Origin of the sequence: Streptomyces sp. NPDC057271, from assembly GCF_042668715.1 — a bacterium.
Taxonomy (GTDB): domain Bacteria; phylum Actinomycetota; class Actinomycetes; order Streptomycetales; family Streptomycetaceae; genus Streptomyces.
In genome coordinates, this window is record NZ_JBHUYJ010000090.1 from 1 (window position 1) to 17325 (window position 17325).

The window sequence follows — 17325 nt, forward strand, 5'->3', positions numbered from 1 at the left end:
TGTTCAAGCCCACCTCCTCGCACTACTCGGCATCGACGAAACCCGCCCCCGCTGGCTGGACACCTGAAACACCATGTGCGAAGTCCGGGCCTAGACGACGGGTCCGCGGTCCCGACCGTGGACGGGACTGCACCTCGGGCACAAGGAGAATCGGAAGCACGTGGAAGAGATCACCGCTGTCGAGCAGGCGCTGCGCCGGGCCGCCCCCCACCTGCTGGTGAGCGTCGTGGAGGAGGGCCTGCGGGAGCACTGCGGCGCCGGGCGCGTGGAACTCCGGCTGGCCGACTACGGGCTGCGCTCGCTCCAGCTCGTCGGAGGCGTGCCCGACGCGACACCGGCGGTCCTGATCCACGACAGCCCGCAGGGACGCGCCTTCGGTGCCCAGGAGCCGTACGTCATCCACGGAGCCGACTCCGTCGAGGCGCACCTGCCGGTCACCGTCAGGGGCGACCGGATGGGCGTCCTCACCGTGGCTCTGCCGGCGGCGAGCGACCTCGCGCTCCTGCTACCCGAGCTGGGGCATGTCTGCGAGGCACTGGGCCACGAGATCCTCGTGGCGGAACGCGACACGGACCTGTACGTCCTGGCACGGCGGGCCACCCGGCTGACGCTCGCGGCCGAGATGCAGTGGCAGCTCCTCCCGGGCCGCTCGTGCGCCCGGCCCGAGTTCGCCCTCGGCGCGCACCTGGAACCCGCCTACGCGATCTTCGGGGACAACTACGACTGGTCGGCCTCGGCCGACCATCTGACCCTGACGGTCACCAATGGGATGGGGGAGGGCATCGAGGCCGCGCTGCTGACGAACCTCGCCATCAACGCGCTCCGTAACGCCCGACGGGCCGGCCTCGGCCTCGCGGACCAGGCGGCTCTGGCGGACCAGGCCGTGTACGCCCAGTACCGCGGCAGTGCCTTCGTCTCCGTACTCCTCCTGCGCTTCGACCTCGCCACGGGCGAGGTGGAGGCCCTGGACGCGGGCTCGCCGCGCCTGTGGCGCCTGGGGGACCGCTCCGTCGAGCCGGTCTCCTTCGAGGCGCAGCTGCCCCTGGGGATGTTCGAGGACTCCGTCTACGTCCCCCAGCGCTTCACGGTGCTGCCGGGGGACCGGCTGCTCTTCGGCAGCGACGGGGTGTACGACGCCGCCTCTCCCGAGGGGGAGCGCTACGGTCGACGGGCGCTGGCCCGCGCGCTCACCGCGACGAGGCTGCTGCCGCCCACTCAGGTTCCGGGGGCGGTCCTGCGGGAACTCGCCACGTACCACGGCGGCACTCCGCTGGAGGACGACGCGCTCGTCGTCTGCCTCGACTGGAACGGACGAGAGGGAGGACCCGGTTCCGTACCGTCGGAGACCGCCGACGCCTGAACGGACCCTCGCGCGTGCCTGACGGCACTCCCGTCCCGTACCCACTTCGGCGTCCCGCCCGGGGGTGACCCTGCGTTCATAGTTGCCGTGTGGTAACTGTATCCTTGAGGCAACACCTGGCCCGTGCCCGGGGTGGACACGTCGTAGGTGACCAGAGGGTGACTCGTGGGACAAGGGGCACGCGGCCGGCCGGAGCGCACGGCACGCAGACGTCAGGCGGTCCGGACGTCCTTCAGCGGTGCGCCCGGGCGTGACCTGGGCGGGGCGGAAACCTCGCCCAACGCGTCCTGGAACCCGGTCAGCCCGCGCAGCAACGCCTTGCGGCTCGTCGGGGACATGGCGGAGATGACGGTCAGCAGGGCTTCCTCGCGCTGGACCCGAAGGTCCCGCAGGTACGCCTTCCCGTGGGCGGTCAGGTGCAGTTCGAGCTGTCGGCGGCTGACCGGGCTGGGCAGCCGTTGCACGAAGCCCAGCGCCTCCAGGCGATCGCACATGCGGCTCACCGAAGGCGGCGCGGAGCCGAGCAGCTCACCCAGGGTGCGCAGGCTGATGCCCTCCTCGCGATCGAGGCTGTACAGCACACGAAGCTGAGTCGCCGACACCGGTGTCGACGACACCATGTCCCGGCCGCGCTCCCACAGCACCTCGAGAAGCTCGATGAGCTCGCGGGCGGCCTGTGTCGTCTCCTCCGGTTCCCGTCGGGACGGGGCGGGGTTCGTGGCCATGGCTACCGACACTCCTCAGACGTCCGGGGCCGAGGACGTCGGCCGTGCGACACGCCAGTCATCTCCACATCTCTCCAGAAGGCGGTACGGATTCGGTGGATCGACGCGTGACAACGGAACGCGCGCTGCGCGGAGCGCCGCCGCACCGCCTTCTGGACTCCCTCCGGGTCGATCTGGCACAGCATGTCGCGGCACTCTCCGTCGACCTGCTGCTCGTCGACTACGGGCTGACGTCACTACGCCCCGTCGAACCGGTGCAGGCTCCGGCCGGGGTGCAGCACGTGACCGTGGGATCAGGCCCCGCTGGTCGTGCCTTCTCCACTCGGCAACCATATCTTTTCGGTGCTGACGGGCCCACGGCGACCGTCTTCCTTCCTGTGACGGTTCGGGGCGACCGGTGTGGCGTCCTCGTGGTCGTTCTTCCCTCCGACCGGGTCACACCGCGGTCGACCGACGATCTCGTCCACATCGCCGAGATCCTGGGACACGCGCTGCGCGTCGCCGACCGGCACACCGACCTGTACCGCCGGACGCGCAGGGCGCGCCCCCTCAGTGTCCTCGCGGAGATGCAGTGGGGGGTGCTCCCCGGACGAGCGTGCACGGGTGACGAGTTCGATCTGAACGCCTACTGGGAGCCCTCCTACACCTCGGGCGGGCACGTCCTGGACTGGTGCGTGACGGAGGAGGAGCTGACGCTGGTCGTCGCCGACGGCACCGGTCCCGGTACACAGTCCGCGCTGGTGAGCGACCTCGCCCTGAACGCGATCCGCAATGCCCGGCGTGCCGGACTCGACCTGGTCGGCCAGGCGAGCCTCACCGGCTCGTCTTCCTCGCGTGGGACCGGAGCGAGGCCGCACCCGACGGGGACCGGACCCCGGGTCTCTCGGTGGGCCGGGTGATCGAGCGGACCCGGCGCATCCCCGGCCGGGACGCGCCTCAGGCCCTCGTGCGGGCGCTGCGCGAGGCGCCCGGCGGAGTGCCGGACGATGTCCTCGTGGTCTGCCTGGACTGGCACGGCCGTGGTGGCGAGGGGCGCGCGGCGGACCAGGGCGCTCGGCACTCCTGACGCCCCTCGCCGGGAGGGCGGTCCTGTCCGTATTCTCTGCCTTCCCGGTCACGGACGAATGGAAAGCGCACAGCGGGGAAGGGCGAGTCACGAGAGTGAAGCACGGTACGCAGCCGTGTGAGGGGGAGGGCAGGCGGATGACGGACGCGATCGCCGCGGAGCGTGCGACACGGAGACCCGTGCGGTCCGGGAGCGTCGACTACCAAGGCGCGGACGCCGAGGACGGCATGATCGGCTCCGCCCGCGACTTCACCGCCGAGTTCCTCGCCGGCCCGCCGGCGACGGGACACGTGCCGGTGCCCCGCGGGTGTGTAGATCTGGCACGGCTGGTGGTCAGCGAACTCGTCACCAACGCGGTACGACACGCACCGGGCCCCTGCCGGCTTCTGCTCGAACTCTTCGAGGACGCCCTGGAGATCTCGGTGTTCGACCGGACGGAAGCCTCTCCCGTCCCCCGGGGCCACGATCCCGGGCGCGTCGGCCAGCACGGGGTCGAGATCCTCGTCGCCGTCTGTGAGAGCGTGAGCGTGGAGCCGCTCCCCTCGGGCAAGAGAGTCAGGGCGCGCCTCCGCCTCGCCTGAGGCCGCCCCGGCGCGCCCCAGGGGCGTGACGGGGCACTGCGGCGCAGGGGTGCGGCCCCGACGGGGCTCCGAACACGAAGGCATCCCTCTCATCCGTGGAAGAGGGATGCCTTTCGTGATCCAGGTTCAGTGCTCGCAGAGGGAGAACTCCCGCTCGTAGAGCTGCTCGTTGTGTTCGTCGACGAAGAACTTGCGTTCCTGCATGAGTTGTTCGCGGTAGCTCTTCGCCTGTTCGAGCGTCATGGTCGAGGTGTCGGACCATGGTTGCTGCGGTGGCACATCAGAGGTCGAGACGATCCTTTCCGAGGGGTCGACGAGGAAGAACGCGAGAATCTTGCGATGTCCCGGGCGGGTGGGGTCCACGAGGCGGAACGAGCCGACGCGGTGCTGCAGGATGTTCGGGAACGCCAGGCAGCGGCCGGCCGGGGTCGCCGCCGATCCCAGGACCTGGTTCAGCGCGTCCTCGTCCTCCAGGCCGTACACCTCACGCAGACCGTTGTCGTCGTTCTGCTCGTAGTCCGGGTCGTCGAGTGCCGCCCGGAAACTCAGCCGGCTCTCGGTGATGTTCTCGCTGTCCCAGTAGTAGATGCCGGTCGAGACGATCCGCTCGTTCATCATCCCCTCGACGTGCCAGGAACCGCCGGGGTACTCGGGCTTGTCCGGGGTGAGATGAAGGGTGGCGAGCTTGACGATGACCTGGAGACTGCGGCCGCGCAGGTCGACTCGGGCGGCCGCGTCGGCCGGCTCGGGCGGGGTGAAGGCCGGGGAGTCCGGGATGACCGGGCGGCGGTTCTCCCACCAGTCGTCATGGGCCCTGCCCCATGCGCGACGGGCTTCCGCGTACGCCTCGTCGTCACTGTAGGAGGACTTGTCCGGATACTCCGGCTCCGAGTCGTACCACCCGTAGGGGTCGGCCTCGATCCGAAGGGGACGCGGATGGCGCAGATCGGTCAGCACGTTCTCCAGCAGCGGGCGCATGCGCCCGAACAAGTCCGGCAGGACGGAGGCCAGTTCGCGGTGCTTCTCGGGGTGGACGTTGTTGACGTACGAACGGAAGGCGACATCGCCGTCGTCACCGACCTCGACATCCGTGGGCAGCCACTGGAACCTCTCCGAGAACTCGTGCTTCGAGTAGCGGTCCGTCGGGTTCTGCCAAGCCCGCTCGGGCGCGCCACTCGCCTCTCGCACCAGGCAGAACAGTGAGGGATGCACCAGATCCAGTACCTGGCCGTCGGATCCGGGGTGCCAGTCCCGTTCTGCTTCGGGGACCTGTTCCAGAACCTCGACCGCCTCGCGCAGCCGGGTCCTGAGCTTGTCGTCGACCAGCGTGTCCGACTGCCACACTCCGTCGACCGCGGACATCTCGACGCCGGTTCGTCCGTCCCGCAGCGCGGCGTAATGAGCGAGTTCGGCAAGCACGTGACGAACCTGGGCTTCGGTGAGGCCCTGGGCTACCGCCTCCTGCGTCCACCGGGCGACGATGTCGGCGTCGTTCATCTTGTCGAACCACCCCTCCTTCGCCCGAATGTGCGCGCTGCACTCCATCATCTGAAGTTCCCGCAGCGTTCGGGGTTGCGCGAACGCTATGGAGCGCGAAGCTTGAAAGGGCAGCGGGAAAGCGGACACGCCAGTCAATTCTCTTGGTCCTCCGAGTCGGTGTGCGGTGGCCGGAAGAATACGTCAGCGGACTGACACCACAGCTCGTGGTCGCTGTCGGTGGTGGGGCCGATGAGCCTCCGTGGGATCGATCTCGCCGCGTGAGCGGATCGTCCCGTGGTATGCCGAGGCCGCGTCCCCGCACCGTCCCCGTGCCGGACGCTTCCCGCCCCGTCACCGTGGGCGCGATCAAGCCGTCCATCCGGCACCAGATCGGCTCGACAGGACCTAGAGTGTGCGCGTGACCGAGCAGAATCCCGAACTCGTCGCCGGCCGTTACCAATTGGTCGAGCGCATCGGCCAGGGCGGTATGGGCCGGGTCTGGCGCGGCCGGGACCAGCAGCTCTTCGGGCGCGAGGTCGCCGTGAAGGAGATCCTCTTCCCGCCGGGCATGGACGACGGCGCCCGCGCGGCGCTGCTGGGGCGGTTCACCGGCGAGGCCCGCGCAGCGGTCGCTCTCAGCCACCCCGGTGTCATCACCATCCATGACGTGGTGGAGCACAACGGCGCCCCCGTCATCATCATGGAGTTGATCCGCGGGCAGTCCCTGGCCGCGGCCATCGGCGAACGGGGCCGGCTCCCCGTACGGCGGGTGGCCGAGATCGGCGCCATCCTGCTCGACGCGCTGGCCGAGGCGCACGGGGCGAGGATCGTCCACCGCGACATCAAGCCGGACAACGTACTGCTGGCCAAGGACCGAGTCGTGCTGACCGACTTCGGTATCGCGCACCTCGCGGATGCCACGACCAGGCTGAGTCACAGCGGGATCGTCATCGGCACGCCGCACTACATGCCGCCGGAGCAGCTGGAGGGCAGGCGTCCGACCCCGGCCAACGACCTGTGGGCGCTCGGCGCCACGCTCTACCACGCTGTCGAGGGGCACCCGCCGTTCGACGCGGAAGGGCTCCATGCCCTCGCTGTCGCCGTGTTCACCCGCCCGCACCGGCCACCGGTCCACGCCGGCCCACTGACCCCGGTGCTGGACGCGCTCCTGACGAAGGACCCCGCGCGGCGTCCGAGCGCCGCGGAAGCGGCCGGGATGATCGCGTCGATGCTGCGGTCCTCCGAGCCCGGGCACGAATCGCCCGCACCGCCCCCGGCACCGACCCCCGCACCGGACGCGGAGCACGCGTCGGCTCCGACCATGCCGCGGCAGGCACCATCGCCGACGCCGTCGATCCCCACCCCCACGGTCCTCGACTCCGAGTCCGCCGCCGGGACCCCGCGCCGCAAGGTGCCGGACCGGCCGTCGGCCCCGCCTGCGCCCGTACCCCCGCCGGAGGACGCGGTCACGCTCGGCGCGGCCGCCGGGCCGGAGCACGGTGAGCGCGTCGCGTCCGCCCGGCGACGTGGCCTCACCCGGCGCTCCGCGGTCCTGGGCACGGCGCTGGCCGTGCTCGCCACGGGGTTCGTCCTCACCTGGATTCTCGGCCGGGACGACGACGAGCCCCGCGGCGGGGCAGCCGGCAGTGGTGCGGGAGGCCCTTCTGCCACGGTGGTCATCGGGGTGGACGCACCACTGAGCGGCGGGCTGTCCTCGATGGGCGTCGGTATCAAGAACTCCGCCGACCTGGCGGTGAGGACCGCCAACGAGTCCAGGTACGTCCCTGGTGTGAGGTTCGAGATCAAGGCCTTGGACGACGCGGCCGACCCCGCCGAAGGCGCGCTCAACGCCTCCCGGTTCGTGTCCGACGAGAGGCTGCTGGGGGTCGTGGGTCCGCTCAACTCCGCTGTCGCCCGGACCCTGGTGCCACCGCTCGCGCGGGCGGACGTGGTCAACGTGTCACCGGGCAACACCGACCCCGCCCTGACCCTGGGCCCTGACTGGGCCACCGGCACCAGGTCCCGTCCCCACTCCACGTACTTCCGCACCATCGGCACGGACGTCGACCAGGGGCCCTTCGCCGCCCGGTACCTGTATGAGGCGAAGAAGACCAAGCTCTACGTGATCGACGACGCGAGCGCCCACGGCACCGCCCTCACGTCCGGTCTCACGGCCGAGTTCACCGAACTCGGCGGGACCGTCGTCGGCACCGAGCAGGTCGATCCCGCGGAACGCGCCTTCGGAGGCCTCTCCGTCAGGGTGCGGTCCTCGGGCGCCGACGCGGTCTACTTCGGCGGCTACCACGACACCGCGGCGCCGCTCTCCCAGCAGCTCAAGCAGGCAGGTGTGGACATCCCCCTGATGGGCGGTGACGGCATCTTCGACCAGCGGTACCTCACGGCGAACCCGAAGGCCGAGGGTGACCTCACGACCAACATCGGCCTGCCCGCGGAGGAGTCGCGGGCCGGGCAGGACTTCCTCTCCGAGTACGAGGCGGCGGACTACCCGGAGCCGGCCGGCTGGTACGGCCCGTACGCCTACGACGCGACCTGGACCCTCATCGAGGCGGTGAAGGAAGTCGTCACGGCCAACGGTGGCGCCCTCCCCGACAACGCCAGGGCGAAGCTCCCGCAGGCCGTCGCCGGGGTGGCCTTCGACGGCGTCACCGGCCGTGTCGCCTTCGACGGGGAGGGCGACACGGTCAACCGCGGGCTGACGGTGTACGCGGTGAACGCCGGCAGCTGGAGGCCCGTGAAGAGCGGCTCCGCCACCCCCTGAACCTGGTGAGTGAGCGACGTCGCTGCGACGCCTAGATCCGGCCGGTGGCGGAGGGCGGTGGGAAGCAGGCGGTGACGTCCTTGCCGCGAGGACAAGGACGGGCCTGCCACTCGTCGGCGAGAGCGTCGATCAGGAACATCCCCCGTCCACCCAGGGCCGCGTCGCTCGCTTCACGCTGGTGCGGCAGCTCGGGCGAGGAGTCGTGCACCGTCACGTGCAGGCACTTCTCGTCCCAGGTCAGGATGAGCTGAGCGTCACTGCGCGCGTGTACATGGGCGTTGGTGACCAGTTCGGACACGGCCAGGACGATCGAGTCCACCAGATCCGGCGCCGTACGTGACCAGCCGAGGGCCGCCAGATGCTCATGCGTCCAGTCCCTCGCGGTCTTCACACCTCTGCTGATCGGCACGGAACGGGCCCACCCGACCGCTTTCAATGACGGGTCCTCGGCCATCGTCCGTCCCTTCTCGGCCGGCGTGCACGCTTCGGCTGACGCGCCCGCCCGTCCCGTCTTCCCGGCAAGCGGGGACGCAACCGCCCCCGAGGCCGTCGGGACTGCCGCCGACGCCGTGACATGTGGTGGCCCTGGCAGGGACTCTCCGTGATGCAGGGGCTTACCGATCGGCCTCGCCGCAGCGCGTGAGGCCGACGGAGCGTCCCGGGCGCATGCTTGTAGGCAGAGACCACTCCGCCGGGAGGACACACCGCTCGATCACGTGCGGACGAGGAGGAACCATGACCACGCCGCAAGGCCCGACACCGCATACGGAACCCGGACCGACCGCTGTCGGGGCGGCCCAGGTCGACCCCGCCGACCAGCTGGCGCGCCTCGGCCGTTCGTGGACCTGGATCCTCGGCGCGGCGATCGTCACGCTCGTACCGGGTGTCATCGCGCTGGTCTGGCCGGACGTCACCCTGCACGTCCTGGCCGTGCTCGTCGGGCTGTACCTGCTGGTCATCGGCGGCTTCCGGTTCGTCGCCGTATTCGCCCAGAAGGAGCACGGCGAGCGACTCCCGGGGCTGCTCATCGCCGTGCTGTTCGTCCTGGGCGGGGTGTTGTGCCTGCGCAACCCGCTGCAGACGATCGCCGCACTCTCCCTGATCGTGGGCGGCGTCTGGCTGGTGTCCGGCATCCTCAGCCTCTACACGGCCGTCGCCAGCAAGAGCATGCCGCACCGCGGGGTCGTCATGGGCGTCGCGGCTCTCGGCATCGCCGCCGGGATCGTGGTGCTCGCCCTGCCCACGGAGTCCGCCCAGGTCCTGACCCGGCTGCTCGGCCTGTGGCTCGTTCTGCTCGGCCTGGCCGAGGCCGCGGTGGCCCTGGCCTGGCGGTCGGCTCTGCGCAGGGCGGGCATGACGGGCGAGTACGCCTCCGGCCCGACGACCGGCCCAATGGCCTGACCGCCCCCTCTCCTGTCCCGGGTGAGGCGCTCCGGTCGGTTCCACCACGACGCGAGCGCGCCTCCGGCCCGCAGGGCCCGTAGCGGGAGGGATACCAGGCCTGGCCGTACGTGAAGGGGCCGAGCGAGCCGTCCGTCGGCGGCAGCCGTTGCCGTCCCCGCGCCGGCATCCCGGGCGAGCAGGCTCCGCAACCGCGTCGTCAACCCGGCACCCGGCTCCACGCCCACCGCGGTCCCGGTCCCGCCGACCATGTCGGCGGTTCGCGCGACGGTCGGCCGTCGCCCGCTGAACTCCTCCGCGGTCTCCAAGTCGGCCCCCGGTCGACAGGGGCGTCCCACGCCACGACGCGGGATGACCTCGGTCTCGAAGAATCCGCAGTGATACCCGGTTGGGCGACTGCGGCGCGGGAGGTGGTCGGGCCAAGATCATCGGCATGAGATCCTTCTCGACCCGCCGCGCGTTCGCCGCGGCCCTGCTTCTGACCACGTCGCTGACTCCCGCAGTGGCCCTGGCGGCCCAACCCGGCGATCCCGAGCGGAAGTCGGAGCAATCTGCGCACGCTCGCCTGCTCGGCGAAAAGATCGTTCCGCACAAGCTCGACTTCCTGGACACCACGGTCGGCGGCTTCTCCGGCGTCGACCGCAACCGGTGCACCGGCGAGTACGTGTTCATCAGTGACGACCGCTCGAACATCCAGCCCGCCCGCTTCTACACCGCCACGCTGGACGTGGACGTCGACGGCGTGCACTCCGTCGACTTCACCGGCACCCACCCCTTCCTCCAGCCCGACGGCTCGGTCTACCCGTCGCCGACCGTCGCGGACGGCAAGGCCGTCGACCCGGAGGAGATCCGGGTCGACCCGCGCACCTGCACCTATTGGTGGGCGCAGGAGGGCGACCGGCCCACCGCGGCCGGCACACCGGTGATCCAGCCGTCCATCCAGTTCTCCGCCCCTACCGGCGCGTACCTCGGTCAGCTGCGCCTGCCGCCGAACTACGAGGTCACCACGGAAGAGCGCGGGCCGCGTCGGAACCAGGCGATCGAGGCGATCACCTTCGGCTCCCACGGCAGGGTGGTGACCAGCGCGATCGAGGGTCCGCTGCTCCAGGACGGCCCGGTGCCCGATCTGCAGCACGGCGCGCTCGTGAGGGTCACGAAGCAGACCCGCGACGGCCGGGTGCTCGGGCAGTTCGCGTACCCGATCGAGAAGATCTTCGCCGAGTCCGACCCGACCAGTCCCTGGGGCCCGGACACCGGCGTCCCGTCCATCCTCGCCTTCCCCGACGACCCCGACCGCTACCTCGTCCTCGAACGCACCTGGGTCGCCGGCGCGGGCTACAAGATCCGCCTCTACGACGCCATCACCCGTGGGGCGACCGATGTGCGGGCGATGGATTCCCTGGCCGGACAGTCCGTCGTGCCCATGCGCAAGAAGCTCGTCGCGGACTTCGACACCCTGGGCCTCTCCACCGTCGACAACACCGAAGGCATGACGTGGGGTCCGCGCCTCCCGTCCGGCGAACGGTCGCTGATCCTGGTCAGCGACGACAACTTCGTCGAGGACGCGGTCACCCAGATCGTCGCCCTCGCCGTCCGCTGAGCACAGGAGGAGCATCCCCGACGGCTTCGTGCGGCCCGTGCCCTGAACGGTCCGTGCCGGGTTCGTCAGCGACACCGGGTGACAGACGACGCCCCGGCCGACCACGTCGGCCGGGGCGCGGTGCCGATGGTGACGAGCAACGGCGCGTGGAGGGACGGGGCCTGGCCGACAATCTCGAACCGATGTCGTACGGCCGGCGGTTCGGCGGCCGTGCGAACAGGGTCGGTGGGGGAGGGCGCTGCGACCCGACAGGCCCGCACGGCGCTGCGATCCAGGGCCCGCCCCTGACCGGGGGCCGCGGGGAGTTGACGACAGAGTTTGATCGGTTAATTACTGCTTGCGCGCGATGATTGGCCGCCTTATGAGCGCACGGCGACCGGTGGAGGCTGTCCTTTCGGCAATGTCACATGGAGAACCCGAACTGACTATGCTCCCCGATGTGTTGCGCTGCGCTCACGGCGAGTCATGGACGCCGTGGTGCGTGCGGAGCGTGGTTGCACAAGAAAGCGACCATCGGCGCTTTATCGAAGCGACCCGTCGGACCTTATCGGAACAGGCACACATGTCCGAGTCAAGTCCGTCGTTCCTTTCGGCGCGTCACATCGCCTCAGTACGCTCATCTCAGACTGTATAGGGACCCCTGATGGTTCGTGCAGGTGTGATTTCCAGACCCCGGTCAACTGCAGGAGTTGCCCGGGGATGGCTCCTCCCTCCCGGAGTTCTCGCCGCGGCCTCCGTCATAGCGTTGGTCGCCTCCCCTGCACACATACGGACACCGCTTGCCTGGTGCGGCCTTGTCGCGGTCGTCCTGACGGTCATCACCTCGGCCGAGACGTCGCGCCGGCTGCTCGCGGCGGAGGCGGCACGCCACGCGCGAGCGAGGGCCGAGGCGGACGAGTCCCACGCGGAGCGCGTGACCGCGCTGATCGGGCGCCTGGCCGATCAGCGGGCCACCACCGTCTGGATGGCGGAGGAACTACTCCCCGCAGCCGTCGCTCGCCTGCAGAAGGGCGATCCCGCCTCGGAGGTCCTGCAGGCCGTCGATTTCGGTGAGCACCTCGACGGGGAGTTCACCGAAGCGCTGAAGGGCGCTCTGCAGACGCTCCTGGAAGCCGTGGAGGCCGAGGAGTACACACGGGATGCCTCCCAGAGGGCACTTGTGGCGGTCGCGCGCCGGGTGCAGGCGATCGTGCATCAGCTCGCCAAGGACCTCCACTCCATGCAGATCATTCACGGTACGGATGTCGTGGTCTCCCGCGGGCTGCAGGACATCGACCATCGCAATGCTCTGATCGGCCGCCTGGCGGCCAGCATCGCGGTCCTGGGCGACGCCAGGCCCGGGCGTCAGTGGTCCAAGGCGATTCCGCTCTACGACGTCCTGCGGGGCGCCATGTCACGCATCGTGGACTACCCCCGCGTCAGGCTGCAGGCGGTCGCGGAGGTGGCTGTGGTCGGCCCGGGAGCCGAGCCGCTGATCCATCTGCTCGCCGAGCTGCTCGACAACGCCACGACGTTCTCGCCGCCGCACACCCCGGTGGAGGTGACCGCGAGCGAGGTGCCCTCCGGCATCGCGATCGAGATCGAGGACCGCGGGGTCGGACTGACCGAAGAGGTCCGGCAGCACGTCGAACGCGTCATGGCACAAGCGCAGTCGGGCATCAACCTGGCCGGCCTGGGCGAGGTGACGCAGCTCGGCCTGCCGGTCGTCAGCAGGCTGGCCCGCGAGCACGGCTGCGAGGTCCACCTGCGCACCTCCGCCTACGGCGGCGTCCGGGCCGTCGTGCTGGTTCCCAGGCGTCTGATCACCACCTTGCCCCAGCCCGTCGTGAAGGCCCCGGAGCCGGTGCGGAACCGTTCGGGCGGGCTGATCCTCCCCCGGCGGGCGCCGGCGCGCGAGGTGGTCCGGGATCCCGGCGAGGTCAGGAAGACCGCCAACGGACTTCCGCAGCGGCGACGGGAGTCACCCGTCCCGAAGCCGGTCGTGCTGGCGACTCCCACGCCCCCCGTCGCTCCGGCCGCCCCGGGGAACACCTCCGGCACGTCCCGCGAGCCGGGTCTGATGTGGGAGGCGTTCAACGGCGAGAAGAGAGCGGCCGCCGAACCTTCCACTCCACACAACGAGCCGTCAGATGAGGTTGAGTAACATGCAGCCACTGCCCAACATGGACTGGATGCTCAAGGAGCTCGTGGGCGGCGTCCCGTACGTGCGACACGTGGTCGTCCTGTCGTCGGACGGCCTGTGCATCGGGCAGGCGAACACGGCGCCCGACACCGCCGACGCCATCGCCGCTGCCTGCTCGGGCATCCAGAGCCTGGCGAAGGCCATCGCGCAGATGTTCCCGCACGGGGACAACTCGACCCGGATGGTCGGCATCGAGGCCGACGGCGGGTACTTCTCCCTGATGGCGGCCGGTCCCGGTGCCTATCTCGCGGTGCTGGCCGACCACGAGGTGGACGCCGGACTGCTGGGTGACCGGATGCGGACACTGGTGGTCCGGATCGGCCAGCACATGACCAGCCCTCCTCGTGAGGACATCGGGCAGGCGATGTGACATCAGAGAACCACGGGCCTTGGGATGAAGGCACTCCCGTTCCGCTCTATGTCATCACGGGTGGCCAGGTCTCCTCGGCCAAGAAGTTCAACCTGGTCACCCTCATCGCGGCGAGGTCCGAACCCGAACCCGCGATGCAGCCCGAGCAGGCGGCCATCCTCACCCTGTGTACGTACCCGCTCTCCGTGGCCGAGGTGTCGGCGTACCTCCGTCTTCCCTTCAGTGTCGTCACCGTGCTGCTGTCCAGACTCGTCGACGACGAGCGGGTCGAGGCCATCGCACCCGTGCCTGTGGCGGCATTCCCCGAACGCGGCCTGCTGGAGGCGGTGATCCATGGACTACGCAAGCTCTGACGCGCCTGGCGCCGGCCCTCGCGGTACCGACGTGCTGCCTCACGGCGCCAGAGGAGTCAAGGTCGTGATCGTCGGCGGCTTCGGAGTCGGCAAGACGACCATGGTCGGGTCGGTGAGCGAGATCCCGCCCCTGACCACCGAAGAGACCATGACGCAGGCAGGCGTCGGAATCGACCACAACCCCGGCGCCGAAGGCAAGAAGACCACCACGGTCGCGATGGACTTCGGACGGATCAGCATCAACCAGGAGCTGATCCTCTATCTGTTCGGCACCCCCGGACAGGAGCGTTTCTGGTTCCTGTGGAACGGGATCTTCGAAGGCGCGCTCGGCGCCGTCGTCCTCGTCGACACACGCAGGATCGAAGTCTGTTTCGAAGTCATCACCCGCCTCGAAGACCGCCGGGTTCCGTTCGTCGTGGCCGTCAACACCTTCCCGGAGGCTCCGCAGTACCCCCTAGCCGATCTGCGCACCGCCCTGGCCCTTGGCGAATCCGTCCCCATCGTCACCTGTGACGCACGGGACCGGGCGTCCTGCCGCGACGCCCTCCTCTCGCTGATGGTCTACCTGTTCACCCTTGCCGCCGACCAGGAGAACGCATGACCGTGCCACCCGCTGAACACGCCACCGCGGAGCCAGGGGCCATCCCGCCCCCCGGCTGCCCGGCCCACGCCGCCTCGGGAACCGACGGGGTGACCCGGCTCTACGGAGCCGCCGCCGAGACGGACCCCATGGGCCTGTACGAGGAGCTGCGGTCCGTCCACGGCCCGGTGGCGCCCGTTCTGCTCGACGGTGACGTACGCGCCTGGCTGGTCCTGGGTTACTCCGAGAACCGTGACGTGGCCACCCGCCCGACCCAGTTCTCCCGCGACCCCCGCGTCTGGCACGGCTGGGAGAGCGGGGAGATCGATCCCGCCACGTCCCCGCTCGTGCCGATGATCGGCTGGCGTCCCGACTGCGTATGCGCGGACGGCGAAGAACACCAGCGTCTGCGCGGAGCGGTGACGGCCGGCCTCAGCCAGTTCGACCACCGGGGCGTCCGCCGGCACATCACCCGCTTCGCGCACCAGCTGATCGACACGTTCTGTGAGAGCGGCGAGGCGGAGCTGGTGGGCCAGTTCACCGAGCACCTGCCCATGCTCACCCTCACCCACCTGCTCGGCATGGCGGACGAGGCCGGCCCCAAGCTCGTGCACGCGGCCCGTGACCTCTTCAAGGCCACCGAGACATCGCTGGCCAGCAATGCCTACGTACTGGAGTGCCTCGAACAGCTCGTCGCCGCCAAGCGTGCCCGCCCCGGGCACGACATCGCCTCCGCGCTGTTGGCCCATCCCGCCAACCTCACGGACGAGGAGGTCCAGCACCACCTGCGCCTCATTCTGCTCGCCGGGTACGAGACGACCGCCAACCTCATGTCCAACGTCCTCCGCATGGTCGTCACCGACCCCCGGTTCCGCGGTTCACTGGCCGGCGGCCAGATGACCCTGCCCGAGGCCGTCGAACAGGTCCTCTGGGACGAGCCACCGCTGATGGTGTGCCCGGGCCGGTGGGCCAACGGCGACGCCGTCCTCGGTGGGCAGCAGATCAAGGCGGGTGACATGCTCCTGCTCGGCCTTGCCGCCGGAAACGTCGACAAGGCGATCCGCTCGGACCCCTCGGCACCCGTGCACCACAACCGCGCGCACCTGTCCTTCAGCGCCGGCAACCACGAGTGCCCCGGCCAGGACATCGGCCGCATCATCGCCGACGCCGGCATCGACATCCTGCTCACCCGCCTTCCGGACATCACCCTGGCCGTCCCGGAGGAGAGCCTCACCTGGCGTTCCTCCACCTGGGCCCGGCATCTGACGGCACTGCCCGTGACGTTCGCCTCTCGCCCGCCCCAGGCCCCCGACGTCCCGGCCCCGCTTCCGGCCCCGCCCACCCAGAACAGCGGAACGGCGTCAGGGCCGCCCCCCGGGGCGGTGACCGGCACCGGGCCGGAGTTCCGGCCCGAACCTCGTGCCTCGTGGTGGAGGCGCGTCGGGCGGCTCCTGCGGAGGCGGTAGGCCGTCTGTACGGCGGGTGCACGGGCGCCGCGGCGTCACGGCCGAGGGGTGCCGACGTATTCAGTCGGTACCCCTCAGCACCGGTCCGCTGCCGGCACTCCCGTCAGGAGACGTCCGTGGAGGTGTAACGGGGCGCTCCGGTGTACCAGGCATGGAGGCCGGACAGAAAACTGCACGCTCCCCGGAGCCACGTCTCCAGCTCGGCCCGCTCGGCGTGCCGCAGCCCGGATCGCCTGACGAGCTGAGGCAGGGCCTGCCGCCTGAGGTGCTCGAAGTCCCGTAGGCGGGCGTTCACCAGATTGAGGGCAGCGGGTACGGCGTCGTGGAGGCTGATGGCCAGGGACGTGCCGACGACCAGCACGAGGTTGTTGACGTCGTGTTCGTCGTTGACCTCCCTTTCGAAGGAGGCGACGTCGTTCGCCAGCCCCATGAAGTCCATGAAGGCATCGAGGAGGGCCCGGACGGTCCGGCTGTGGCGAATCCGCTCGGGTATTCGTCCTCCGGTGGACAACTCCACGGAATAGAGAGCGGTATGAGCGGCGAAGCTCTCACGTCGGAACGGGGCGTAATCGATCAGGTGGGGAATGCGGCCGCTGCGGCTGTTGGCCAGTTCCTCGACTCCCGCATCGATGTATTTCGCCAGGGCCCGGTTGAACTCCTGTCGCCAGTGGGCCAGTCTCGGCGGGAAAAGGCTCTGCTGCAGATCGACGATCCCCCTTTCCACGGCATTCGTCGGCTCCGGTAACCGGGTTCCGTGCTCCGGTCGAAGGAAGGTGTGCAGCCGGGCGGTGAAAGCCTGCGCACCCGGGAGATCGCCGGTCTGCTTGAAAACGGAGGCGAAGTAGTCGTCCCAGGCCAGGGCCCAGATGTTGAACCGGTGGTTGAGCCGGAGATCGTCGAGTGACGCGTCAGGGAGCGTCCAGGCGGTCAGCTGGTCGACGGTCATGGCATGGAACGTGGCTTCGGTCCATATCGAGCCGCGCGCCCCCGACCACCCCTCGCAGCCGTCCAGCATGCCCATCTCGCGCGCCCAGGACTCGCTCTCCTCGCGCAGGGCCGGCAGGGCGGGATTCACCCGTAGCGGGTAGGGCATCCACAGCTGGGGGAGTTCGACGGTACGCACTGTCATCGGGACCGACCTCCTTCTCTCCTCGGCCCGCAACGGTGTGCGGACCACCACGCGAACTGCCTGCCTGCAGGAAGGCGGCCCACCCTGTCGCTCTCACCTCGCTGCCGGGAACTCGGGCGTCTGGGACGGCATGCCGGAGGATTCTGGTGCGCTAGGCGTGCTCCCGCATGTGCTGCTGTCAATCGCCACTGCCGTGGGGACGGACGCTGCCCGTCCCGCGGCCCTCTAAACCTGCCCGCCACGGACGACCCGCA

The 17325-nt window shown here is 70.0% G+C and carries 16 protein-coding genes; 12 read left to right on the forward strand and 4 right to left on the reverse strand.

What is annotated here, in order from left to right; translation table 11 throughout:
• The first annotated feature begins 160 nt into the window (after positions 1-160).
• On the forward strand, positions 161-1360 hold the full coding sequence (locus ACFUJR_RS30190; protein WP_383171656.1) for a PP2C family protein-serine/threonine phosphatase: 1200 nt from the start codon (positions 161-163) through the stop codon (positions 1358-1360).
• 212 nt (positions 1361-1572) lie between these two features.
• Here ACFUJR_RS30190 and ACFUJR_RS30195 read toward each other — a convergent pair whose 3' ends face one another.
• Positions 1573-2085 (reverse strand): MarR family winged helix-turn-helix transcriptional regulator, encoded by a 513-nt coding sequence (locus tag ACFUJR_RS30195; protein WP_383171658.1) that lies wholly within the window; start codon positions 2083-2085, stop codon positions 1573-1575.
• 107 nt (positions 2086-2192) lie between these two features.
• On the opposite strand from ACFUJR_RS30195, the gene ACFUJR_RS30200 reads away from it, so the two are divergent.
• The 3 genes from ACFUJR_RS30200 (at position 2193) to ACFUJR_RS30210 (ending at position 3732) form a co-directional block, all read left to right on the forward strand.
• The gene (locus ACFUJR_RS30200; protein WP_383171660.1) at positions 2193-2984 is read left to right on the forward strand and encodes a hypothetical protein; all 792 of its coding nucleotides are present in this window, start codon (positions 2193-2195) and stop codon (positions 2982-2984) included.
• Positions 2981-3151 carry a hypothetical protein gene (locus ACFUJR_RS30205; RefSeq protein ID WP_383171662.1) on the forward strand — a complete coding sequence of 57 codons (171 nt, stop codon included), beginning with the start codon at positions 2981-2983 and terminating at the stop codon, positions 3149-3151. Before ACFUJR_RS30200 ends, ACFUJR_RS30205 begins: the two co-directional genes overlap by 4 nt.
• A 137-nt stretch (positions 3152-3288) precedes the next feature.
• Complete coding sequence (locus ACFUJR_RS30210; RefSeq protein WP_383171664.1) at positions 3289-3732, forward strand: ATP-binding protein; 444 nt, start codon at positions 3289-3291, stop codon at positions 3730-3732.
• Between the two features lie 126 nt (positions 3733-3858).
• Here the strand turns inward: ACFUJR_RS30210 and ACFUJR_RS30215 are convergent, their stop codons facing one another.
• Complete coding sequence (locus tag ACFUJR_RS30215) at positions 3859-5367, reverse strand: DUF4246 domain-containing protein (protein ID WP_383171666.1); 1509 nt, start codon at positions 5365-5367, stop codon at positions 3859-3861.
• Positions 5368-5629: 262 nt separating this feature from the next.
• On the opposite strand from ACFUJR_RS30215, the gene ACFUJR_RS30220 reads away from it, so the two are divergent.
• Entirely contained in the window at positions 5630-7990 is a 2361-nt protein-coding gene (locus tag ACFUJR_RS30220; RefSeq protein ID WP_383171668.1) for a bifunctional serine/threonine-protein kinase/ABC transporter substrate-binding protein, read from the forward strand.
• A gap of 31 nt (positions 7991-8021) precedes the next feature.
• On the opposite strand, the gene ACFUJR_RS30225 is transcribed toward ACFUJR_RS30220, so the two are convergent.
• On the reverse strand, positions 8022-8444 hold the full coding sequence (locus tag ACFUJR_RS30225; RefSeq protein WP_383171671.1) for an ATP-binding protein: 423 nt from the start codon (positions 8442-8444) through the stop codon (positions 8022-8024).
• A gap of 281 nt (positions 8445-8725) precedes the next feature.
• On the opposite strand from ACFUJR_RS30225, the gene ACFUJR_RS30230 reads away from it, so the two are divergent.
• The 7 genes from ACFUJR_RS30230 to ACFUJR_RS30260 all read left to right on the forward strand — a co-directional run bounded on the left by ACFUJR_RS30230 (position 8726) and on the right by ACFUJR_RS30260 (position 15942).
• Entirely contained in the window at positions 8726-9391 is a 666-nt protein-coding gene (locus tag ACFUJR_RS30230) for an HdeD family acid-resistance protein (protein ID WP_383171673.1), read from the forward strand.
• 433 nt (positions 9392-9824) lie between these two features.
• Positions 9825-10991 (forward strand): esterase-like activity of phytase family protein, encoded by a 1167-nt coding sequence (locus tag ACFUJR_RS30235; protein WP_383171675.1) that lies wholly within the window; start codon positions 9825-9827, stop codon positions 10989-10991.
• A 745-nt stretch (positions 10992-11736) separates the two neighbouring features.
• Entirely contained in the window at positions 11737-13134 is a 1398-nt protein-coding gene (locus ACFUJR_RS30240) for a sensor histidine kinase (protein WP_383171677.1), read from the forward strand.
• Between the two features lies 1 nt (position 13135).
• The gene (locus ACFUJR_RS30245; protein ID WP_352192601.1) at positions 13136-13543 is read left to right on the forward strand and encodes a roadblock/LC7 domain-containing protein; all 408 of its coding nucleotides are present in this window, start codon (positions 13136-13138) and stop codon (positions 13541-13543) included.
• Positions 13540-13896 carry a DUF742 domain-containing protein gene (locus tag ACFUJR_RS30250; protein ID WP_383171680.1) on the forward strand — a complete coding sequence of 119 codons (357 nt, stop codon included), beginning with the start codon at positions 13540-13542 and terminating at the stop codon, positions 13894-13896. The genes ACFUJR_RS30245 and ACFUJR_RS30250 overlap by 4 nt, the downstream gene beginning before the upstream one ends.
• A complete protein-coding gene (locus tag ACFUJR_RS30255; protein ID WP_383171682.1) occupies positions 13877-14497 on the forward strand; it encodes an ATP/GTP-binding protein in 621 nt (206 codons plus the stop codon). The genes ACFUJR_RS30250 and ACFUJR_RS30255 overlap by 20 nt, the downstream gene beginning before the upstream one ends.
• Positions 14494-15942 (forward strand): cytochrome P450, encoded by a 1449-nt coding sequence (locus tag ACFUJR_RS30260; RefSeq protein WP_383171684.1) that lies wholly within the window; start codon positions 14494-14496, stop codon positions 15940-15942. Before ACFUJR_RS30255 ends, ACFUJR_RS30260 begins: the two co-directional genes overlap by 4 nt.
• Positions 15943-16045: 103 nt before the next feature.
• Here ACFUJR_RS30260 and ACFUJR_RS30265 read toward each other — a convergent pair whose 3' ends face one another.
• On the reverse strand, positions 16046-17071 hold the full coding sequence (locus ACFUJR_RS30265; protein WP_383171686.1) for a hypothetical protein: 1026 nt from the start codon (positions 17069-17071) through the stop codon (positions 16046-16048).
• Between the last annotated feature and the right edge of the window lie 254 nt (positions 17072-17325).